Genomic DNA, 19432 nt, shown 5'->3' on the forward strand with positions numbered 1-19432 from the left:
GATGAGCGATTTCCATATGGTGGTGTGCGTCAAGGCCGTGCCGGGCAGCACCGAGGTCAAGATGGACCCCAAGACCAATACCATCGTGCGCGATGGCAAGCAGGCGGTCATTAATCCCTTTGATGCGAGCGCTTTGGAATGCGCGCTGGCGCTGAAGGACGACTTTATCGGCTTTGGCATGGACGTGCGTGTGACGGTGGTGTCGATGGGCATCCCCGCGACCGAATCGCTGCTGCGCGACTGCATCGCCCGCGGTGCCGACGACGCGCTGCTGCTGACCGATCGCGCCTTTGCGGGCGCCGATACCCTAGCCACCACCTATGCCCTCAAATGCGGCATCGAGGCACTCGATGAGGACTTTGACCTGCTCATCTGCGGCAAGATGGCAGTGGACGGCGATACGGCCCAGATCGGCCCCGAGCTGGCCGGCGCCTTTGGGGTCCCCTGCGTGACCGACGTGAGCTGTGTGCAGAGCGCGGGATTTACGACGTGTGGCTCGCTGGCGCTCGTCCACGGCTGCGATGCCGGCGAGGAGACGGTGTACCTGGAGATGCCGTGTGCGATGACGACCGCCAAGGAGATTGGCCAGCTGCGCATGCCGAGTATTGCCGGTATTCGCGCGGCCGAGGATGCAGACGTGCGCGTGGCCAGCGCTGCCGACGTAAACGCCGACCCCTCGCGTTGCGGCCTTGCCGGATCACCGACGCAGGTCGTGCGCTCGTTTGTGCCCGACCGTGACCAAACGTGCGAGGCCGTCGAGGGAACGGCGTCCGAGCAGGCGGTAAAACTTGCCAAGATTATCGAGGGGATGGCATAGATGAGCGGGCTGATTATCGATAGCGAAGCCTGTATCGGCTGCGGTCGCTGCGTTCGCGCCTGCGCCTCGGGCGGCATTGTGGTGGAGGGTGAGCGCCCCAATCGCTGTGCCCGCGTAACCGACGGCTGTATCCTGTGCGGTGGGTGCGTCGACGCCTGCCCCGTCAACGCCATCTCGATTGAGCGCGACGAGGCCGCCGGCGCGGCAGAACTTGACGCATATCGAGACATCTGGATCTTCGTGCAGACTGACGAGCACGATGCCGTTGCATCCGTGGCCTTCGAGCTCATGGGCAAGGGGCGCGAGCTTGCCGATGCCCGCGGCTGCCGTCTGGTGGCACTGGTCGGCATGAGCCCCGAGGGCTCACTTGGGGACCTGGAGCATCTGATTTGCGCCGGTGCGGACGAAGTTCTGGTCTGTCGTGACGAGCGCCTGCGTCAGAACGACGCGGAGGTCTACGCCCGCTTGATCTGCGATTTGGTAGCCGAGCGCAAGCCCGAGGCCATTCTGTACGGCGCGACCGCCTTTGGTCGCGAGCTGGCGCCCGGTGTGGCCGTGCGCTTGCAGACGGGCCTTACGGCCGATTGCACGGTGCTTTCGATGGATACGGAGACGGGTCTGCTGCAGCAGACGCGCCCGGCGTTTGGCGGCAACCTGATGGCCACCATTATCTGCCCCAACCACCGTCCTCAGATGGCAACGGTGTGCCCCGGCATCTTTAAGGCGCTCGAGTTTGACTATAGCCGCTCCGGCACGATTGCCCAGGTAGTGCTAGCGGATGACGTTAAGGCCCGTGTCGAGATCTCGATTCCCGCCGAGGAGTGGGGACAGCAGGCCTCAATTGCCGATGCCGAGCGTCTAGTCGTGGTGGGCCGCGGCATCGGCTCCAAGAAAAACCTACCGCTGATGCGAAAGCTTGCCGAGGCTCTGGGTGCCGAGCTTGGCTGCACGCGCCCCGTGGTGGAGGCCGGCTGGCTGGAGTATCGCCACCAAATTGGCCAGACGGGTGTATCGGTCTCGCCCAAGCTCCTCGTGAGCATCGGTGTCTCGGGCGCTATCCAGCATCTCGCCGGCATCGGTGGGGCGGAGTGCATTGTCGCCATCAATGAGGACCCGGATGCCCCCATCTTCGGTGCCGCCCAGTACAAGGTCGTCGGCGATGCCGTTGAGATCGTTGAGGAACTGCTGGCTCAGCTCGAGTGCTAAGCGCTTGCCAGCCAGCGGCGCAGCTCGTCCTTAAGGCGGCTCCAGGTTGCCTGCGCGGCGGGGTCGGTTAAGGGTCGCGTAATGCCAAAGGGCGCGTCGAGCAGGCGATAGATATCGCCTTGCTCGCGCGCCAGTGCACGGCTTGCCGGATGGACGAGCTCAAACATAAAGCAGATGAGCCCCACCAGGTAGTCCGCCGGCTCGTTGCGCTCGTCACGCGCGACGCAGCGATGCTCGTCAAAGGCGGTAAGCGCCGGTGTCGAGAAGTGGCTGGCGAGAAACGTGTCCTCATCCACCTTGAGGATGGTGTCGACGGTGCTGTCGGCGATGGTGCGCATAATGTCGATCTTGTCGCCATCGCGCACGATCTCGCAGAAGCTCCGTGTACGGGTGTCGAGTTCCGTGGGCAGGCGAAAATCACTGTGGTGGGCGATGCTCGCGCGGATCAGTTCGTCCTCTGCCGGGTCATCGATAAAGTCGCGGATGCTCGTTACGGCGGGTGCATCGGCGGGATTCTCGCCAAAGAGGACCTCGATGCCCAGCGCTGCATGGCTCATGCTCTCGGCGTCCTTAAAGGTGTCCCAGCGCCGCAACTGCTCAAAGCGGCCCATATCGTGTAGCAGGCCGCAAAGCCATGCCAGGTCAATATCTTCTGACGACCAGCCCTGCTCGCGCGCTACGGCATCGCATGCCTCGGCCACGTGGTACGTATGCTCGATTTTGAGCGCGATGCGTGGGTTGGTGGCGTCGTAGGCATCGGTGTAGCTTTTGAAGGCCGCGCGCGCCCGGTCTCGATTGATAGCTGTCATAATGACTTCCTAAAAAGTTGTGTCTTTCGATCCGGTGGCAATTGTAGGTGAACTTTATTGCCACCGGTTGATATTTCTGCTGCGTTGCAAGGCGCGCTGCAGACGACTTACCAGAATGGGAGTGGCATGGTCCTTAGGATCTTTAAAATCGTCTGGCCAGTGATGCTTACCTATATTGCAATAGGCGCGCCGTGCGGAATGATCATGGGGCAGACGGGAATGGAGCCCTGGATGGTCTTTGCTCTGAGCAGCACGTTTGTGACGGGCAGCGGCCAGTTTATGATCTGCAATCTTTGGCTGGCGGGCGTGCCTGCAGCATCGATCGTCGCGAGCGTTGCTGCCATCTCCTCGCGCTTTGCGCTTTACTCGGCATCGATCGCGCCGCATCTGACGGGTGCCTCGAAGCGTCAGACGCTGGCTGTTGCCGCGACACTTACCGAGGAGGCATATGGCATCTCGCTTGCCAAGTTGGTTGAAGGGGAGGATTGGGGCCCGCGCGAGTCCTTCGTGCTCAACGTGATTCTCATCGCAACATGGGGCGTTTCGTGTACGATGGGCGCCATCGTCGGCGCCGTTGTCGATGTTCCCACCGCCATTGCGGCCTTTGTCTGCACCTCGCTCTTTATCTGCCTGCTCTTTTCGCAGCGGCTGTCGCGCGGCAACGTTGTCGCGGCGGTTTCGGGCGCGGTGTCCGTCGCCGTATGCAAGTTCTTGGGCCTCACGAATATTGCCGTGCCGGCAAGCGTCGTGGTCGGCATTACCATTGCGCTGGCGTGCGATGCTGTATTTGACGGAAGAGGTGCCCGCGATGCCCGTTAACGAGTTCTTGGTTCTGTGGCTGTCGTCGTGGGCTGCTATCGCGTTCTTTCGCATCGCGCCGGCGTTCGCCTTGCGCGGGCGGACCCTGTCGCCCCGCATTACCGAGGCCCTGGGCTATATCCCGCCCGCTGCCTTTGCCGCGCTGGTCGCCAACGACTTGGTGAGTCCCGGCGCGTTCGACGCGGGGCTCTGGCCTGCCTTGGTTCCCTGGATTGCGGCCGCCGGCGTCGTGGTCGTGGCGGTCAAGACAAAATCGATGCTGTGGTGCTGCGTCTCGGGCATCGTACTCTATATCGTCTTGGGCCTTATATAGGGGTGGCGTCGCGGGCGCCGAATCTCGTTCCATCCCAACTCGTCGAATTTTTCACCGAGCTGGTCTATTTCTTCTGGTACCATGGTCAAACTTTACTGTAGCAAAGCGTGACGTGGGCTTTTGTACCCCGTCAGCGGAAATGGGGGTTTCATGGCACAGGAAGCAACCGCCAACGAGCAAAAGAAATTCAAGGTCCCGCGCATCCCGGGCGACATCATGATCTATCCGATGATCGTCGGTCTTTTGCTCAACACCTTCTGCCCGCAGGTTTTTGAGATCGGCGGATTCTTTACGGCTGCCTGCCGCGGTGGCTCCAATACCATCGTCGCCGCGATCCTGCTGTTTGTGGGCGCCGGCATCAGCTTTAAGTCCACGCCGGGTGCCATCAAGACCGGTATCGTCGTGCTGATCCCCAAGCTGGTCGTCGCAGCGGCTCTCGGCCTGGGCGTGGCATATTTCTTTAACGACAACTTCCTGGGTCTGAGCTCCGTGTCTATCATCGGCGGCATCACGTTTTGCAACATGGCGCTCTATACGGGCATCATGGGCGAGTTCGGCGATGAGTCTGAGCAGGGCGCCGTCGGTATCCTGTTCTTTACGGCCGGCCCCGCCGTCACGATGATCATCCTCGGTGTTTCCGGCCTCGCCAACATTCCCATTGGCACCATTATCGGCTCCATCTTGCCACTCGTTATCGGCATGGTTCTGGGCAACCTGTTCCCGTTTATCAAGAACCTGCTGGTTCCCGGTGCCAATCCTGCGATTGCCGTCATCGGATTTCAGCTCGGTGCGTCCATGAGCCTTTCGAGCTTCATCACCGGCGGCATCTCGGGCATTCTGCTGGGCCTCATCACCCTCTTTATCGTTGGCCCCATCACCTTTGCCTTCGAGCGCTTGTGTGGCGGCAACGGCAAGGCCGCCGTTGCTTGCTCCACCATCGCCGGCACGGCTATGACCACGCCGGTTGCCCTCGCCGAGGTCGCGCCGCGCTATGCCGAGCTTGCGCCCACCGCGTACGCTCAGATCGCCACCGCCGTTATCATCACGGCGATCATGGCTCCGATTCTGACTGGCTGGGTCGACAAGAAGTTCTGCCAAGGCAAGGAGGATCTGTCGCCTGTCGGTGTCGAGGCCATCGAGGAGGCCGTCGCGACTGACATCGATGGCGAGTAGCGATCGATACCCATCAATGATGCCGGCGTGTGCAATTCGCGCCGTATGGGCGCCCGAACAGAAACTGTTTTGCAGTGATGTTCGGGCGCTCTGCTATTATCCCCTTTACCCCTGCGGAGTAAAGGGGTGTTTATTGCCCTGATTCGAATTGGGCGATTCTGACCACTTGGATATTGAAGGGATGGCGCTAGTGGTTAAGGCACTCAAGATTGAGATATTCGTGCTATGCATGATTGTTCTTATCGGGCTTGCCGTGCGAAGTCGTCGCTCCTTGTTCTCGAGCACCCAGCAGCTATTGTTTAGCATGCTTGGCTACACCTCTGCCGCGTACATATTATTCGATATGATCTGGACGCTTTCGGACGGTGTGGACGGCACGTTGGGCATTGCTGCCAACTGGATTTCCAACGCGGTTTCGTTTTCGCTCTTTGCTATCGCGTGTCTCATTTGGTTTATCTATTCCGAGACGGTGCAGGGTTCTCGCCTTTTGACCTCGCGCTATAGGGTGGTGCTTGTAGCGTTGCCTACGGCTCTGGTGGTCGTGCTGGCGTTTACCAGTTACTGGACGCACGCCCTGTTCTATATCGATTCGCAGGGCGTGTATCGTCGCGGCTTTGCCTATATGATCCAGCCCATCGTCAGCTACTGTTACGTTATACATACGTCCCTGCATGCATTTGTGCAATCTCGCAGGGTCGAGAGCCTGCAGACGAAGGCCATCTATCGAACCTTGGCATTTTTCGCCATTCCGGCCCTGGTGGGCGGTACCTTTCAGGTCGTATACTCGGTGCCCGGCCTTTGTGTCGGCATAATGATTAGCATGTTGCTGCTCTACATCATCTACCAGGAGCAGCTCATCTCGACCGACCCGTTGACTGGACTTAACAATCGCAACCGTTTTGAGACCTATATGCTGTCGCTCTTCTCAAATGTGGATCAGGCCGAAGATGTATATCTGCTTATGATGGACGCCGACGGCTTTAAGCAGATTAACGATCGCTATGGGCATGTGGAGGGCGACCACGCTCTTCAGGTCATATCCGCTGCGCTCAAAGAAGTCTGCTCGGCGTCTGGCGGCTTTATCGCACGTTATGGTGGCGATGAGTTCGTGGTGCTCCAAAAGGCAGTGGCGGAACAGGATATCATGCATCTGTGCGCGACAATCAACGATGAGCTCGCGCGCGCCGAGGTTCCGTATCTGTTGCGGATGTCCATCGGCTACGCACGGGTTGGTGATGGCGTCGATACCTGGCAAGACTTGCTTCGTGCTGCCGACGCGGAGCTCTACCGCGTAAAGCGCGAGAAGAAGAAAGCCGGCGTTCAGATACGCTAGGAAAAGGGGCACACGCTGGCGTGCGTGGCGGCCCTCGGCTCTCCGATGTACTCCATTAAACTAAAGTATGTGAATCCGCTCTGCTAAATAAGGGCAGTTCATTAGGCCTTTTTGGGCCTGTTGACGATGATGATGCCGCCGCAGACCAACAGCAGGGCAACAAGTACGGTCACAGGGCTCGTGCCAGCGCCCTCGCCGAGCAGCAGCGCGCTTAACAGTACGCCAAAGACTGGATTCATAAAGCCAAAGACCGACACACGGCTGACGGGGTTGACGGCAAGCAGATGCGACCATAGCGAGTACGCGACGGCGGAAATGAGTGCCATATAGATAATGAGCGCGATGGCGGGGGCGATTTCAGTGGGGGAGAGCGCGCCGCCCATCAAAAAGCCGATGGCGGTGAGGACCAGTCCGCCGACCAAGAACTGCCACCCGGCAAGCAAGACGCCGTCGTGCTTGCGCGAGAAGATGCCGATCAGGCAGGTCGAAAGAGCACCCGCGACAGTGGAGGCTAGGATAAAGCCCTCGCCATCGAGCCTGAAGCCAAAGGTGCCATCTGCGCCCGAGAGGTTGACGAGCGCGACGCCGGCAAAGCCCAGCGCACAGCCAAGCACCTTGGCCGTATTGAGCTTCTCGGTGTGAAATGCTAGGGCGGCAAAGAGGATTGCGAGGAAGTTGGCGCTGGCCTCGATGATGGAGCTCGACATGGCGCTGGCGCACGAGAGGCCCAGATAGAAAAAGAAGTACTGCCCGATAGTCTGGAAGAGCGACAAGACAAAGATGGGCTTGATGTCGCGAGCCTGCGGAATGAGGGGGCGGCGTTGGGCCGCACTCATCCCAACGATAACCAGGGCGCCGGCAAGCGTGAAGCGCAAGCCCGCAAAGAGCAGCTGCGAGGCGCTATCGTGCGCCGGGATACCAAAGAGCGCGTAGCCGATCTTGATGCAGGGAAACGCCGATCCCCAGAGTGCACAGCAAACAAGACAACCCAGGATGAGTCCGGGCAGGGTGGCGAGATACGGCTTGCGGCTTTCCATGATGTCCTTCCTGCATGCGCGAAGCAAAAAAGAACCCGCCACCGGATGCGTCGGTGGCGGGTGTTGTTACCCGAGGGGATTGTACCCGATGGGAAAGGTTTAAGCGAAGTAGGCCACGCCGCTCTCAAAGATCGGCATGAACTTATCGCCGGGGACATGCTCGGGCACGTTGCGGTACAGGTTGTCGCCGCGACGCTCGGCATGGCCCATCTTGCCCAGGACGCGGCCGTCGGGGCTCGTGATGCCCTCGATGGCGAGTGCGGAGCCGTTGGGGTTGACGGAGAGATCCATGCTGGGCTTGCCGTTCTCGCCCACGTACTGCGTGGCGACCTGGCCGTTGGCGATCAGCTGGGCGAGCACTTCGTCATTGGCGACAAAGCGGCCCTCGCCGTGGCTGATGGCGACGGTGTAGGGGTCGTCCAGGCTGCACTGCGACAGCCACGGGGACAAGTTGGACGAGATGCGGGTGCGCACCAGACGGCTCTGGTGGCGACCGATGGTGTTGAACGTCAACGTGGGCGCATCGGGCGTGGCGTCGACGATGTCGCCGTAGGGCACCAGGCCGAGCTTGATCAGGGCCTGGAAGCCGTTGCAGATGCCCAGCATCAGGCCATCGCGGGCCTTGAGCAGGTCGCGGACTGCCTCGGTGACCTCGGGAGCGCGGAAGAACGCCGTGATGAACTTGGCAGAGCCGTCGGGCTCGTCGCCGCCCGAGAAGCCGCCGGGGATCATAACGATCTGGCTTGCACGGATGCGGCGGGCAAGCTCGCGGGTGCTCTCGGCGACGGCCTCGGGCGTGAGGTTGTTGATCACGAAGGTGTCGGCCTCGGCACCGGCGGCACGGAAGGCGCGGGCGCTGTCGTACTCGCAGTTGTTGCCGGGGAACACGGGGATGATCACGCGCGGGCGGGCGATCTTGGCGCCGCCGTACACGCGGATATCCTTGGCGCGGAAGTCGATGGTCTCGACCTCGGGGGTCTTGCCGGCGCTGCGGTAGGCGAAGACGCCCTCGATGCCGCTCTCCCAGGCCTCCTGGAGCTCGGCGAGCTCGATGACCTCGGAGCCGGTGTCGATGACATAGCCCTCGACGGTGGTGCCCAGGGGCTCGACGACAACGCCGTCGGCGACCTCGGGCAGCTCGGCATCCTCGGCGAGCTCGACGATAAAGCTACCGTAGAGCGGGGTGAAGAGGCTCTCCACGTCCACATCCTCGGCAAGCTCGATACCGATCTGGTTGCCGACGCACATTTTAAAGAGGCTCTCGGCGCCGCAGCCGTAGCCGGGCGTGGAGATGGCCAGGGCGTTGCCGTTGGCGGTGAGCGCCTCGACGGCGTCAAACGCGGCGAGCAGCTGCTGGGCGTCGGGGCGGTAATCCTCGCCGTAGGTGGCGGGGGCGATGCGGACGACGCGGTGCGTGAGGCCCTTGAACTCGGGCGAGACGGCGCGGGCGGCCTTGCCCACGGCGACGGCGAAGCTGATCAGGGTCGGCGGAACGTTGAGCTCGCCGGTCTCGTCCTCAAACGAACCGCTCATGGAGTCCTTGCCGCCGATGGCACCGGCACCCAGGTCGACCTGGGCCATAAGGGCACCCAGGACGGCAGCCATGGGCTTGCCCCAGCGCTCTGCTTCGGTGCGCAGGCGCTCGAAGTACTCCTGGAAGGAGAGGTAGGCGCGCTTGTGCTCAAAGCCGGCGGCTACGAGCTTGGCGATGGACTCGACCACGGACAGGTAAGCGCCCGCAAACTGGTCGGCCTCCATCAGGTAGGGGTTGAAGCCCCATGCCATAGCGCTTGCCGTGGTGGTCTCGCCGTCCACGGGGAACTTGGCGACCATGGCCGAGCTCGGGGTGAGCTGCGTCTTGCCGCCAAAGGGCATGAGCACGGTCGCGGCGCCGATGGTGGAGTCGAAGCGTTCGGAAAGGCCCTTGTTGGAGGCGACGTTGAGGTCGGTGACCAGCGAGGTCATGCGCTCGGCAAGCGTGGTGCCGGCCCAGCTGGGCTGCCACACGCTGCGGGCGCAGACGTGGGCGACCTGGTGCTTGGGTGCACCGTTGGAGTTGAGGAACTCGCGGGACAGGTCGACGATGGCGACGCCGTTCCAGGCCATGCGCATGCGCGGCTCGGCGGTAACCTCGGCGATAACGGTCGCCTCGAGGTTCTCCTCGGCGGCGTAGCCCATGAACTCCTCGACGTCACCGTCGGCGACGGCACAGGCCATGCGCTCCTGGGACTCGGAGATAGCGAGCTCGGTGCCGTCCAGGCCGTCGTACTTCTTGGTCACGGTATCAAGGTCGACATACAGGCCGTCGGCAAGCTCGCCTACAGCGACCGAGACACCGCCGGCGCCAAAGTCGTTGCAGCGCTTGATCAGGCGGCAGGCGTCGCCGCGGCGGAAGAGGCGCTGCAGCTTGCGCTCGACCGGGGCGTTGCCCTTCTGGACCTCGGCGCCCGAGGTCTCGATGGACTCGGTGTTCTGGGTCTTGGAGGAGCCAGTGGCACCGCCGATGCCGTCACGGCCGGTGCGGCCGCCCAACAGGATGATCTTGTCGGTGGGGGCGGGGCACTCGCGACGCACGTGGTTTGCCGGGGTAGCGCCCACGACGGCGCCGACCTCCATGCGCTTGGCGACGTAGCCGGGGTGATAGAGTTCGTTGACCTGACCGGTGGCAAGGCCGATCTGGTTGCCGTAGCTGGAGTAGCCGGCGGCAGCAGTGGTCACGAGCTTACGCTGCGGCAGCTTGCCCTCGAGCGTCTCGGACACGGGGACGGTGGGGTCGCCGGCGCCGGTGACACGCATGGCCTGGTACACGTAGCTGCGGCCCGACAGCGGGTCGCGGATGGCACCGCCCACGCAGGTGGCGGCACCGCCGAAGGGCTCGATCTCGGTCGGGTGGTTGTGGGTCTCGTTCTTAAAGAGGAACAGCCAGTCCTGGTCCTCGCCGTCGACATCGACCTTCACCTTGACGGTGCAGGCGTTGATCTCCTCGGACTCGTCGACATCGGTCATGACGCCGGTCTTCTTGAGGTACTTGGCGCCGATGGTGCCCATGTCCATGAGGCAGACGGGCTTGGTGTCGCGACCGAGTTCGTGGCGCATCTCCATGTAGCGGTCGAAGGCCTGTTGCACCACGGCGTCGTCGATCGTCACGTCGTCCAGGACGGTGCCGAAGGTGGTGTGGCGGCAGTGATCGGACCAGTAGGTGTCGATCACGCGGATCTCGGTGATGGTGGGGTCGCGATCCTCATCGCGGAAGTACTGCTGGCAGAAGGCGATGTCCGCCTCGTCCATGGCAAGGCCGCGCTCGGAAATAAAGGCGGCAAGGCCGGCTTCGTCGAGCTCGCGGAAACCGTCGAGCACCTCGACGGGCTGGGGCTCGGGGGTCTCCATGTACAGCGTCTCGGGCAGGTCGAGCGAGGCGATGCGCGCCTCGACGGGGTTCACCACGTAGTGCTTGATGGCATCAATGGCGGCCTCGTCCAGAGCGCCCGAGATCATATAGACCTTGGCGGAGCGCACGGCGGGGCGCTCGCCCTGGCTGATGAGCTGCACGCACTCGCTGGCGGAGTCGGCGCGCTGGTCAAACTGGCCAGGCAGGAATTCGACGGCAAAGACGGCGCCATCGCTTGCGGGGAGCTCGTCGTAGGTCACATCGACCTGGGGCTCGCTAAAGACGGTCGGCACGCAGGACCGGAAAAGCTCCTTGTCGATGCCCTCGACGTCGTAGCGGTTGATAATCCTCAGGGCCTCGATGCCCTTGATGCCGAGAATTTCGGTCAGCTCGCCCTTGAGCTGCTGAGCCTCGACGTCGAACCCGGGTTTCTTCTCCACGTAGATACGAGAGACCATTGGTTCCTGCCTTCCTGATCGGTTGGGCGTACGGTACGGTATGCGGCAGCGGTCGGTTTGCGGGGTCTGCCCTGCGGTCGCCTTGAGCCACATGTTTGTAAACCTCACTATGATACGACAGCTCGCGGCGCGTTGAGGACGGCGAGGGTGCTACAGTGAAGCGCAAACAAGAGAAAGGCATCACATGGCATTCGTTTCGCTCGCCATCATCGCACTCGTGGCCTTTGCGAGTCCTTTTATCGCCTCGGCGATTCCCGGAAAACCCGTTCCCGAGACGGTCTTTTTGCTCGTGCTCGGCGCGGTACTGGGACCCCATATGCTCGGCGTCATCCATGTAGATGCTGAGGTCTCGCTTGTGTCCGAGCTGGGCCTGGCCTTTTTGTTCCTGCTTGCCGGCTTTGAGATCGACCCCAAGAGCATCACGGGCGTCGAGGGGCGCTACGGCTTGGCGACGTGGGTCGTCACGTTTGGTATCGCCTGGCTTGCCGTGCGCTTTACCCCGTGGTTCTCAGTCAGTCATTTCGACGGTATCGCCGTGACGCTTGCCCTCACTTCGACGGCGCTCGGTACGCTTGTGCCCATCATGCGTGAGCGCTCGCTCACCGGCACGCGCGTGGGCGACTCGATTCTCGCGTATGGCACTTGGGGCGAGCTCGGTCCCGTGCTCGCCATGTCGGTGCTGTTGTCTGCCCGCACTGGCATCCAAACGCTCGTTATCCTTGGCTTGTTTGCGGTGGTTTGCGTGTTGCTGGCCGTGGTCCCGAGCCGCTCCAAGCGCGTCGGCAGCCGCTTCTTTGCATTTGTTGAGGAGCGCGCCGATACCACGTCGCAGACCTTCGTGCGCCTGACGGTGCTCATCCTGGTCACGCTCGTGGCATTCTCGGCTGTCTTTGATCTCGACATCGTGTTGGGTTCTTTTGCCGCCGGCTTTGTCCTGCGCTATATCATCCCCGAGGGCAACCATACGCTCGAGACCAAGCTCGACGGTCTGGCCTACGGTTTTTTGATTCCGGTGTTCTTTACCGTATCGGGCGCAAAGATCGATCTGACGGCCGTGGCGTCGCGCCCGGGTCTGCTCGTGGGCTTTATCGTGGCGTTGTTGATTATTCGTGCCGTGCCCATTCTTATTTCCATGAGCATTTGTCCTGCGACGCGCGATGTGTCGGCGTATGGTCGCATTACCGTGGCCCTGTACTGCACCACGGCGCTGCCGATCATCGTTGCCGTTACGAGCGTTGCCGTCAACGCGGGCGCGCTGTCGCAAGATATTGCGTCGGTCATGGTTGCCGCCGGTGCCATCACGGTGTTCTTGATGCCATTGCTCGCGCAGCTCTTCTACCGCGTGGTGGATGCCGCACCGGTCGCCGCCGTGGCAGAGGTTGCCGAGCATCCATCCGATGCGCTCGACATCTTGCGCGCCCACCACGACCTAGCGAGCTTGCTCGCGCGCGAGCACGAGCTGCTGACCTCGCATGGCCATGGTCGCGTATTCGAGGGCCTGCCTACGCTCGATACGATTGCCGAGCGTCTTTCCGCCGAGGCAGCGAGCGGCCACATCGATGCCCGCATCGTGGACGCGGCGCACCTGCTTGCCGATAAGACCTATGGAGACGAGGTCGACCCGTCCGAGCTGACTCCGCGTGAGCGCCGCCGCCTGGAGCGCGCCAAGCTCGCTGTGCGCGAATACCGCCGCCGCATGCTGGAGCTCTATGCGCGCGAAGAAGCCGAAGACGACGACGGCAAGTAGCAAGGAATGTCGGGATACGGGTTCCGTCCAAATAATAGAAGGCGCGCTGCCTGCGGTTGATGCAGGCAGCGCGCCTTTTGCGTTGAGCTCCGTTGAGGTCCGAAATCGTGGCTTGCGACCTTTAGGAGCGGGCGGCTCCGTCGACGGGGAGCACGGCGCCCGTGACATAGGAGGACATGTCGCTCGCCAGGAAAACAAAGGCGTTGGCGACATCCTCGGGCTCGCCCATGCGACCCAGCGGAATGGTGGCGATGATGGGCTTGATGACCTCTTCGGGCAGGTTGGCGACCATGTCGGTCTTAGTCACGCCGGGGGCGACGGCGTTGACGCGGATGCCCATGGGAGCGAGCTCGCGCGAGAGCGACTGGACCATACCGTTGACGGCAAACTTGGACGTGGGGTAACCGACGCCGGAGGGCTGGCCGTACTTGGCGACCATCGAGCTTGTGGTAGTGATGGTGCCGCCGTGGCCGGCCTCGGTCATGATCTTGGCGGCAGCCTGGTGGCCATTAAAGACGGCGACGACGTTAAGGTCCATGACCTTTGCGAACTCCTCGGCCGTGTAGTCCAAGAGGGGTGAACGCTGGGAGATACCGGCATTGTTGACGACCGTGTCCAAGCCGCCCATGTCGGCTGCAGTCTGCGTAAAGGCCTCAGTCACGGCCTCGAGCGAGGTGAGATCGCAGGAGCGACCCCAGACCTTGGCGTCGGGATAGGCGGCTGTCAGCTTCTCAACGGCCGTGTCGGCAGTCTCCTGGCGCGAGCCAAAGACGGTGACGGCAGCGCCTTCCTCGATAAAACGGCAGGCGATGGCATAGCCGATACCGCGTGTGCCTCCGGTGATGATTGCTTTCTTGCCCTCGAGCAACATGGTGCTTCCTCTCATCGCGGGCGGACATTCGCAGCACAGCGTAGCGGTAGTCGGAATCGGCCGCGTTTGCATATCGGTGAACGGTAGCCCGCGTTACCGATGAGCGGCTCGCGCAAATATGCTTTGCCGTTGTGCTTAGGGCAGGTGACAAAAGGGCTCCCGTCCCACATCGGACGGGAGCCCTCAAGGCGCGTATTGCTAGGCGAGCGTTGGGCTAGTTCGCCATGACGCCTTCGGTCCAAGCCTCAACGTCCTCGATGCGCAGGACGTTGGCGACCTCGGCCACGCAGCCGACGCTGGCAAGCTCGGCGGCGGCAGCCTGGACGTCCTTCTCGAGCGCGCGGTGCGTCAGGAAGATGACCGAGCAGGCATCGCTGACGCCCGATTTGCCGTCCTCGACCTGGTTGATGAGCGAGATCGAGATGTTGTGCTTGGCAAAGATGTCGACCGTCTCGGACAGGGCGCCCACGCGGTCGGCGACTTTCAGGCGCACATAGTACTTGGTCTGGAGCTCGTCCATGGGCTTAAAGGTGAGGTTGTGGCCATAGGGCTCAATCTCGGGCAGCGGAGCCACGCCGCGGCTGATCTGCTCGGAGAGCGACAGGATATCGCCCACGACGGCGCTCGCGGTGGGGAAGGAGCCTGCGCCCGCGCCGTAGAACATGGTCTCGCCCACGGCGTCGCCTACCACGTAGACGGCGTTCATGGCGCCGTTGACCTTGGCGAGCATATGGTCTGCGGGGATCAGCGTGGGATGCACGCGAACGTCGACGCCAGCGTCGGTGTTGCGGGCGATGCCGAGCAGTTTGATGGTGTAGCCGAGCTCGCGGGCCTGGGCGATGTCCTCGGCGCCGATGGTGCGGATACCCTGCTGGTACACATCATCGGTGGTAACGCGGGTGCCAAAGCCGATGGAGGCGAGGATGGCCGTCTTGCTGGCGGCATCGAAGCCGTCGACGTCGGCGGACGGGTCGGCCTCGGCATAGCCCTTAGCCTGTGCGTCGGCGAGCACGTCAGCGTAATCGGCGCCCTCGGCGTCCATGCGCGACAGGATGTAGTTGGTGGTGCCGTTGAGGATGCCGGCGATGGTCAGGATCTTGTTACCCACCAGGTCGTGCTCGAGTGTGCTGACAATGGGGATGCCGCCACCGCAGCTGGCCTCGCACTTAATCTGCACGCCGCACGCACGCGCCTTCTCGGCAAGCGTCTCGACATGGCGGCCCAGCAGGGCCTTGTTGGCGGAGACGACATGCTTGCCGTTCTCGAAGGCAGTGGTGAAGATCTCGGTTGCGGGATGCTCGCCACCAATCAGCTCGACGACGATGTCGACGGCGGGGTCGGTGACGACATCGTGCCAGTCGCTCGTAAAGGCCTCGCGCTCAATGCCTGCCGCCTCGGCCTGCTCCCAAGCAAGCGCGCAGGCGCGGGTCAGCTTAAGGTCGATGCCGTAGGCTGCCAGGTACTCATCGTGGTGGCTCTTGATCAGACGGGCCACGCCGCCGCCGACGGTTCCCAGACCGATCAGACCGACGTTCACGGTGCGCAGGGGTTCGCTCATAGATAACTCCTTCGTGCATCTTATGGATGGATAAACCGCTTAAAGGTTGAGTGCATTCTAGCGTGAACCGGGGGCGCGTGCTCGCCAGGCAACAGGAGCCGCACAAAACGGCACCCCCGAAACGCTGCGGAAACATTGGAAACACGCTCGCTACAAACGGACTTCCGTAACAAACTGTCAACGTTTGCGCCATAAGGTTTGCCCTGTACCGCAAGACGGCCGCACCGCGGCCAGCGAAAAAGGGGGACACCATGTTCAACATCAACAGCACGCTCAGCCGTAGGAACTTTCTCGCCGGCGCTGCGGCGCTCGGCAGCACCGCCGCACTCGCTGGTTGCTCGTCGGGTGGCTCGGACGGCGGCACCGCCGATGACGGCAAGACCTTCAAGATCGGTGTCATCGGCCCTCTGACCGGCGCCGCGGCAACCTATGGCGTTTCGGCCGAGAAGGGTGCCAAGCTTGCCGCCAAGGATTTCTCGACCAAGGACCTCAAACTCTCGCTTAAGTCCGAGGATGACGTCGCCGACGGCGAGAAGGCTATCAACGCCTTCAATACCCTGTGCGACTGGGGCATGCAGGCGCTCGTCGGCCCCGTCACGACTGGTGCCGCCGTCGCTGTCTCGGGCGAGATCGCCGACGATATGCTCATGGTCACGCCCTCTGCTTCGTCCCTCGACGTCACCAAGGACAAGACCACGGTTTTCCAGGTTTGCTTTACCGACCCCACCATGGGCGCGAGTGCTGCCAAGTTTTTGGCCGAGAAGTATGCAGACGCCAAGATCGCCCTGTTTTACAACTCCGGCGATACGTACAGCTCGGGTGTTGCCGACGCCTTTGCCGAGCAGGCCAAGGCATCCAAGCTCGACATCGTCGATACCGAGACCTTTAAGGACGACTCTTCCACGAGCTTTACCAACCAGCTCACCAAGGCCAAGGAGGCCGGCGCCACGCTTATCTTTGCCCCGATCTATTACACGCCGGCGTCCGTTTTGCTCAAGAACGCCAAGGACATGGGCTACGACATGACCCTCATGGGCACCGACGGCATGGACGGCCTGCTCTCCGTTGAGGGCTTCGACACCTCTCTTGCCGAGGGCGTGCTGCTCATGACCCCGTTCTCTGCCGACGATGAGAAGAACGCCGACTTCGTCAAGGCATATAAGGACGCCTACGACGAGACGCCCAACCAGTTTGCCGCCGATGCCTATGACTGCGTCCATGCGATTGTCGAGGCTATCGATAAGGCAGACATCGACATCACGGCCGACGGCGCCGACATTGCCGGCGATCTTGCCAAGGCCATGCGCAAGATCAAGATCGAGGGCCTGACGGGCGAGCTCACGTGGAACGACGAGGGCCAAGTCGAAAAGCCCGCCACAGCCTATGTGATCCAGGACGGCAAGTACATCGCCGCCTAAGTGCGCAAAAGTGCGACCGGTGAGGCCGTTTTATTCAGGGCAGGGACGCTTGTAACGGAATGGAAACATTACTTTCACACAATAAAGTGGCTAAACTGCATAAACCAATAGAAATACGCATAATTATGGATAAACGGACAAAACAAAAGAAAAGTTGAAATAATCGCCACTTTTCTCAACTAAAGCGTCTACTATTTTGCGAACGCCGAACACGGCGAAGGATGGCCTGTTGGGTAACCGAAACCCGACGAGATTTGAGAGGAGAGCCGCATGTCGAGCCTCACCGGTAAGTCATTGAACCCTGTTATGAATCGCAGGAGCGTTATCGCGAGCGCAGCAGGTCTGGGGGCGATGTCTATTCTAGCTGGCTGCTCCTCCAACGGCGGCGACAGCGGTTCCGCTTCGGGCGACGCTTCGTTTAAGATCGGCACCATCGGCCCGCTGACCGGCGCCAACGCGTCCTACGGCAAGTCCGTTACCCAGGGTGTCGAGCTTGGCTGCAAGGATTTCTCGACCAAGGAGCTGCCGCTTGCCAGCAAGGCCGAGGATGACCAGGCCGACGGCGAGAAGGCCGTCAACGCCTTTAACACCCTGCTCGACTGGGGCATGCAGGCCCTCGTCGGCCCGACCACCACGGGTGCGTCGGTTGCCGTTGCCGCCGAGTGCGGTAACGACCCCGAGACGTTCATGATCACTCCGTCCGCGTCCTCCGAGGACGTCACCAAGGGCAAGGATTGCGTCTTCCAGGTTTGCTTTACCGATCCCAACCAGGGCGTCAACGCTGCCAAGTTCCTGGCGCAGAAGTATGCGGACGAGAAGTTCGTGCTGTTCTATAACTCCGGCGACGCCTATTCTTCGGGCATCGCAGATTCCTTTAAGGTTCAGGCCGCTAAATCCAAGCTCGAGATTGTTGACGAGGAGACCTTTAAGGACGACTCCGCCACGAGCTTTACCAACCAGCTCACCAAGGCCAAGCAGGCCGGCGCCACCATGATCTTTGCACCAATCTACTACACGCCGGCGTCCGTCCTGCTCAAGAACGCCAAGGACATGGGCTACGACGTCAAGATGATGGGCTGCGACGGCATGGACGGCATCCTGGGCGTTGAGGGCTTCGACACCTCTCTTGCCGAGGGTCTGCTGCTCATGACCCCGTTCTCCGCCGACGACGAGAAGAACGCCGACTTCGTCAACGCTTACAAGGATAAGTATGGCGAGACTCCGGACCAGTTTGCCGCCGACGCTTACGACGGCGTGCACGCGGTGGCCGAGGCCCTCGAGGAGGCCGGTCTTGGTGTCGACGCCGACCCGACCGAGGTCGCCGAGAAGCTGCCTAAGGCTATGCTCAAGATTACCGTTGACGGTCTGACCGGCAAGCTCACCTGGAACGATAAGGGCCAGGTCCAGAAGGAGCCCACGGCGTACGTCATCACCGACGGCAAGTACGTACAGGCCTAATAAGCCGCCTTACATAGAGCGGTTTTGATCCCAAGCAGGGGAGGTTTGGCCTTCCCTGCTTGCTTGGTATCTAGGGACAGTGTAACGTCCCTGTTTCATACATTAACTGGAAACCTATTCGAAAGGGGGATGTGGAACATGACGGTCTTTATCCAATACCTGGTCAACGGCCTGTCCATGGGCAGCGTCTACGCCATCATCGCGTTGGGCTACACCATGGTCTACGGTATCGCCAAGATGCTGAACTTCGCTCACGGCGACGTTATCATGGTCGGTGCCTATGTCTCGTTCTGTGCCACGTCGTATCTCGGCCTCCCGGGCTGGGCATCTGTAATTCTCTCTTGTGTGGTCTGCACCGTTCTCGGTGTTCTCATCGAGGGTCTGGCATACAAGCCGCTGCGTCAGGCGGGCCCGCTGGCCGTTCTGATCACGGCCATCGGCGTGTCTTACTTCCTGCAGAACGCCGCGCAGCTTCTGTGGGGCGCCACGCCCAAGAACTTCACTTCGCTCGTCACCTTCCAGGTGCCGGAGTTCTTGGCCAAGTTCAATGTAAGCGCCGTTTCGCTCGTCACCATCGTCGCCTGCCTGGTTATCATGGCCGGTCTGATGTTCTTTACAGGTAAGACCAAGATGGGCAAAGCCATGCGCGCCGTGTCCGAGGACAAGGCCGCCGCTCAGCTCATGGGCATCAACGTCAACCGTACCATCTCGATGACGTTTGCCATCGGCTCTGCCCTTGCCGCCATCGCCGGCGTGCTGCTGTGCTCCTACTCGCCGGTGCTGCAGCCCACGACGGGTGCCATGCCTGGCATCAAGGCCTTCGACGCCGCCGTCTTCGGCGGTATCGGCTCCATCCCCGGCGCCTTTGTCGGTGGCATTCTCATCGGCATCATCGAGGCGATGGCGCAGGCCTACATTTCCACGAGCCTTGCCAACTCCATCGTCTTTGGTGTTCTGATCATCGTCCTGCTCGTCAAGCCTGCCGGCCTCTTGGGCAAGTACGTCCCCGAGAAGGTGTAGGTGAGCG

The 19432-nt window shown here is 61.8% G+C and carries 15 protein-coding genes; 10 read left to right on the forward strand and 5 right to left on the reverse strand.

The features are described from left to right. The first annotated feature begins 1 nt into the window (after position 1). Both I2E13_RS06565 and I2E13_RS06570 read left to right on the forward strand, forming a co-directional pair. Positions 2-817: an electron transfer flavoprotein subunit beta/FixA family protein gene (locus I2E13_RS06565; protein ID WP_089573320.1), complete on the forward strand. Its 816-nt coding sequence runs from the start codon at positions 2-4 to the stop codon at positions 815-817. Then, the gene (locus tag I2E13_RS06570; RefSeq protein WP_195404585.1) at positions 818-2023 is read left to right on the forward strand and encodes an electron transfer flavoprotein subunit alpha; all 1206 of its coding nucleotides are present in this window, start codon (positions 818-820) and stop codon (positions 2021-2023) included. Here I2E13_RS06570 and I2E13_RS06575 read toward each other — a convergent pair. Further along, entirely contained in the window at positions 2020-2832 is an 813-nt protein-coding gene (locus I2E13_RS06575) for an HD domain-containing protein (protein WP_195404586.1), read from the reverse strand. The two genes, I2E13_RS06570 and I2E13_RS06575, sit on opposite strands and share 4 nt — an antisense overlap. A gap of 162 nt (positions 2833-2994) precedes the next feature. Between I2E13_RS06575 and I2E13_RS06580 the strand changes: the two genes are divergently transcribed. From I2E13_RS06580 to I2E13_RS06595, 4 genes are all read left to right on the forward strand, one after another. Further along, positions 2995-3651 carry an AzlC family ABC transporter permease gene (locus tag I2E13_RS06580; protein ID WP_267472481.1) on the forward strand — a complete coding sequence of 219 codons (657 nt, stop codon included), beginning with the start codon at positions 2995-2997 and terminating at the stop codon, positions 3649-3651. Then, positions 3641-3964: an AzlD domain-containing protein gene (locus I2E13_RS06585; RefSeq protein ID WP_195404588.1), complete on the forward strand. Its 324-nt coding sequence runs from the start codon at positions 3641-3643 to the stop codon at positions 3962-3964. Before I2E13_RS06580 ends, I2E13_RS06585 begins: the two co-directional genes overlap by 11 nt. Positions 3965-4114: 150 nt before the next feature. After that, a complete protein-coding gene (locus I2E13_RS06590; protein ID WP_117635479.1) occupies positions 4115-5137 on the forward strand; it encodes a 2-keto-3-deoxygluconate permease in 1023 nt (340 codons plus the stop codon). Positions 5138-5327: 190 nt separating this feature from the next. Beyond that, positions 5328-6470 (forward strand): GGDEF domain-containing protein, encoded by a 1143-nt coding sequence (locus tag I2E13_RS06595; protein ID WP_158566189.1) that lies wholly within the window; start codon positions 5328-5330, stop codon positions 6468-6470. A 101-nt stretch (positions 6471-6571) separates the two neighbouring features. Here I2E13_RS06595 and I2E13_RS06600 read toward each other — a convergent pair whose 3' ends face one another. Beyond that, on the reverse strand, positions 6572-7507 hold the full coding sequence (locus tag I2E13_RS06600) for a DMT family transporter (RefSeq protein ID WP_195404589.1): 936 nt from the start codon (positions 7505-7507) through the stop codon (positions 6572-6574). Positions 7508-7606: 99 nt separating this feature from the next. Next, a complete protein-coding gene (locus I2E13_RS06605; RefSeq protein WP_195404590.1) occupies positions 7607-11353 on the reverse strand; it encodes a phosphoribosylformylglycinamidine synthase in 3747 nt (1248 codons plus the stop codon). Between the two features lie 184 nt (positions 11354-11537). Here I2E13_RS06605 and I2E13_RS06610 point away from each other — a divergent pair, with 184 nt between their 5' ends. Further along, the gene (locus I2E13_RS06610) at positions 11538-13100 is read left to right on the forward strand and encodes a cation:proton antiporter domain-containing protein (protein WP_006234446.1); all 1563 of its coding nucleotides are present in this window, start codon (positions 11538-11540) and stop codon (positions 13098-13100) included. 121 nt (positions 13101-13221) lie between these two features. Here I2E13_RS06610 and I2E13_RS06615 read toward each other — a convergent pair whose 3' ends face one another. Together I2E13_RS06615 and I2E13_RS06620 are read right to left on the reverse strand one after the other, a co-directional pair. Beyond that, on the reverse strand, positions 13222-13971 hold the full coding sequence (locus I2E13_RS06615; RefSeq protein WP_117645711.1) for an SDR family NAD(P)-dependent oxidoreductase: 750 nt from the start codon (positions 13969-13971) through the stop codon (positions 13222-13224). Positions 13972-14185: 214 nt separating this feature from the next. Beyond that, positions 14186-15529, reverse strand: a complete 1344-nt coding sequence (locus I2E13_RS06620; protein ID WP_117645709.1) for a homoserine dehydrogenase — start codon at positions 15527-15529, stop codon at positions 14186-14188. A gap of 251 nt (positions 15530-15780) precedes the next feature. Here I2E13_RS06620 and I2E13_RS06625 point away from each other — a divergent pair, with 251 nt between their 5' ends. The 3 genes from I2E13_RS06625 (at position 15781) to I2E13_RS06635 (ending at position 19425) form a co-directional block, all read left to right on the forward strand. Then, positions 15781-16947 (forward strand): ABC transporter substrate-binding protein, encoded by a 1167-nt coding sequence (locus tag I2E13_RS06625; RefSeq protein ID WP_195404591.1) that lies wholly within the window; start codon positions 15781-15783, stop codon positions 16945-16947. 270 nt (positions 16948-17217) lie between these two features. Further along, positions 17218-18405, forward strand: a complete 1188-nt coding sequence (locus I2E13_RS06630; RefSeq protein ID WP_117855262.1) for an ABC transporter substrate-binding protein — start codon at positions 17218-17220, stop codon at positions 18403-18405. A 138-nt stretch (positions 18406-18543) separates the two neighbouring features. Further along, positions 18544-19425, forward strand: a complete 882-nt coding sequence (locus I2E13_RS06635) for a branched-chain amino acid ABC transporter permease (RefSeq protein WP_117582912.1) — start codon at positions 18544-18546, stop codon at positions 19423-19425. The last annotated feature ends 7 nt before the right edge of the window (positions 19426-19432 follow it).

It is taken from the genome of Collinsella aerofaciens, assembly GCF_015554145.1.
Taxonomy (GTDB): Bacteria; Actinomycetota; Coriobacteriia; order Coriobacteriales; family Coriobacteriaceae; genus Collinsella; species Collinsella aerofaciens_AA.

Coding starts and splice junctions, on each gene's coding strand:
- I2E13_RS06635 (WP_117582912.1), top strand. CDS start 18,544: ATGACGGTCTTTATCCAATACCTGGTCAACGGCCTGTCCATGGGCAGC.
- I2E13_RS06625 (WP_195404591.1), top strand. CDS start 15,781: ATGTTCAACATCAACAGCACGCTCAGCCGTAGGAACTTTCTCGCCGGC.
- I2E13_RS06590 (WP_117635479.1), top strand. CDS start 4,115: ATGGCACAGGAAGCAACCGCCAACGAGCAAAAGAAATTCAAGGTCCCG.
- I2E13_RS06610 (WP_006234446.1), top strand. CDS start 11,538: ATGGCATTCGTTTCGCTCGCCATCATCGCACTCGTGGCCTTTGCGAGT.
- I2E13_RS06600 (WP_195404589.1), bottom strand. CDS start 7,507: ATGGAAAGCCGCAAGCCGTATCTCGCCACCCTGCCCGGACTCATCCTG.
- I2E13_RS06630 (WP_117855262.1), top strand. CDS start 17,218: ATGTCGAGCCTCACCGGTAAGTCATTGAACCCTGTTATGAATCGCAGG.
- I2E13_RS06620 (WP_117645709.1), bottom strand. CDS start 15,529: ATGAGCGAACCCCTGCGCACCGTGAACGTCGGTCTGATCGGTCTGGGA.
- I2E13_RS06565 (WP_089573320.1), top strand. CDS start 2: ATGAGCGATTTCCATATGGTGGTGTGCGTCAAGGCCGTGCCGGGCAGC.
- I2E13_RS06615 (WP_117645711.1), bottom strand. CDS start 13,971: ATGTTGCTCGAGGGCAAGAAAGCAATCATCACCGGAGGCACACGCGGT.
- I2E13_RS06575 (WP_195404586.1), bottom strand. CDS start 2,832: ATGACAGCTATCAATCGAGACCGGGCGCGCGCGGCCTTCAAAAGCTAC.
- I2E13_RS06570 (WP_195404585.1), top strand. CDS start 818: ATGAGCGGGCTGATTATCGATAGCGAAGCCTGTATCGGCTGCGGTCGC.
- I2E13_RS06585 (WP_195404588.1), top strand. CDS start 3,641: ATGCCCGTTAACGAGTTCTTGGTTCTGTGGCTGTCGTCGTGGGCTGCT.
- I2E13_RS06605 (WP_195404590.1), bottom strand. CDS start 11,353: ATGGTCTCTCGTATCTACGTGGAGAAGAAACCCGGGTTCGACGTCGAG.
- I2E13_RS06580 (WP_267472481.1), top strand. CDS start 2,995: ATGCTTACCTATATTGCAATAGGCGCGCCGTGCGGAATGATCATGGGG.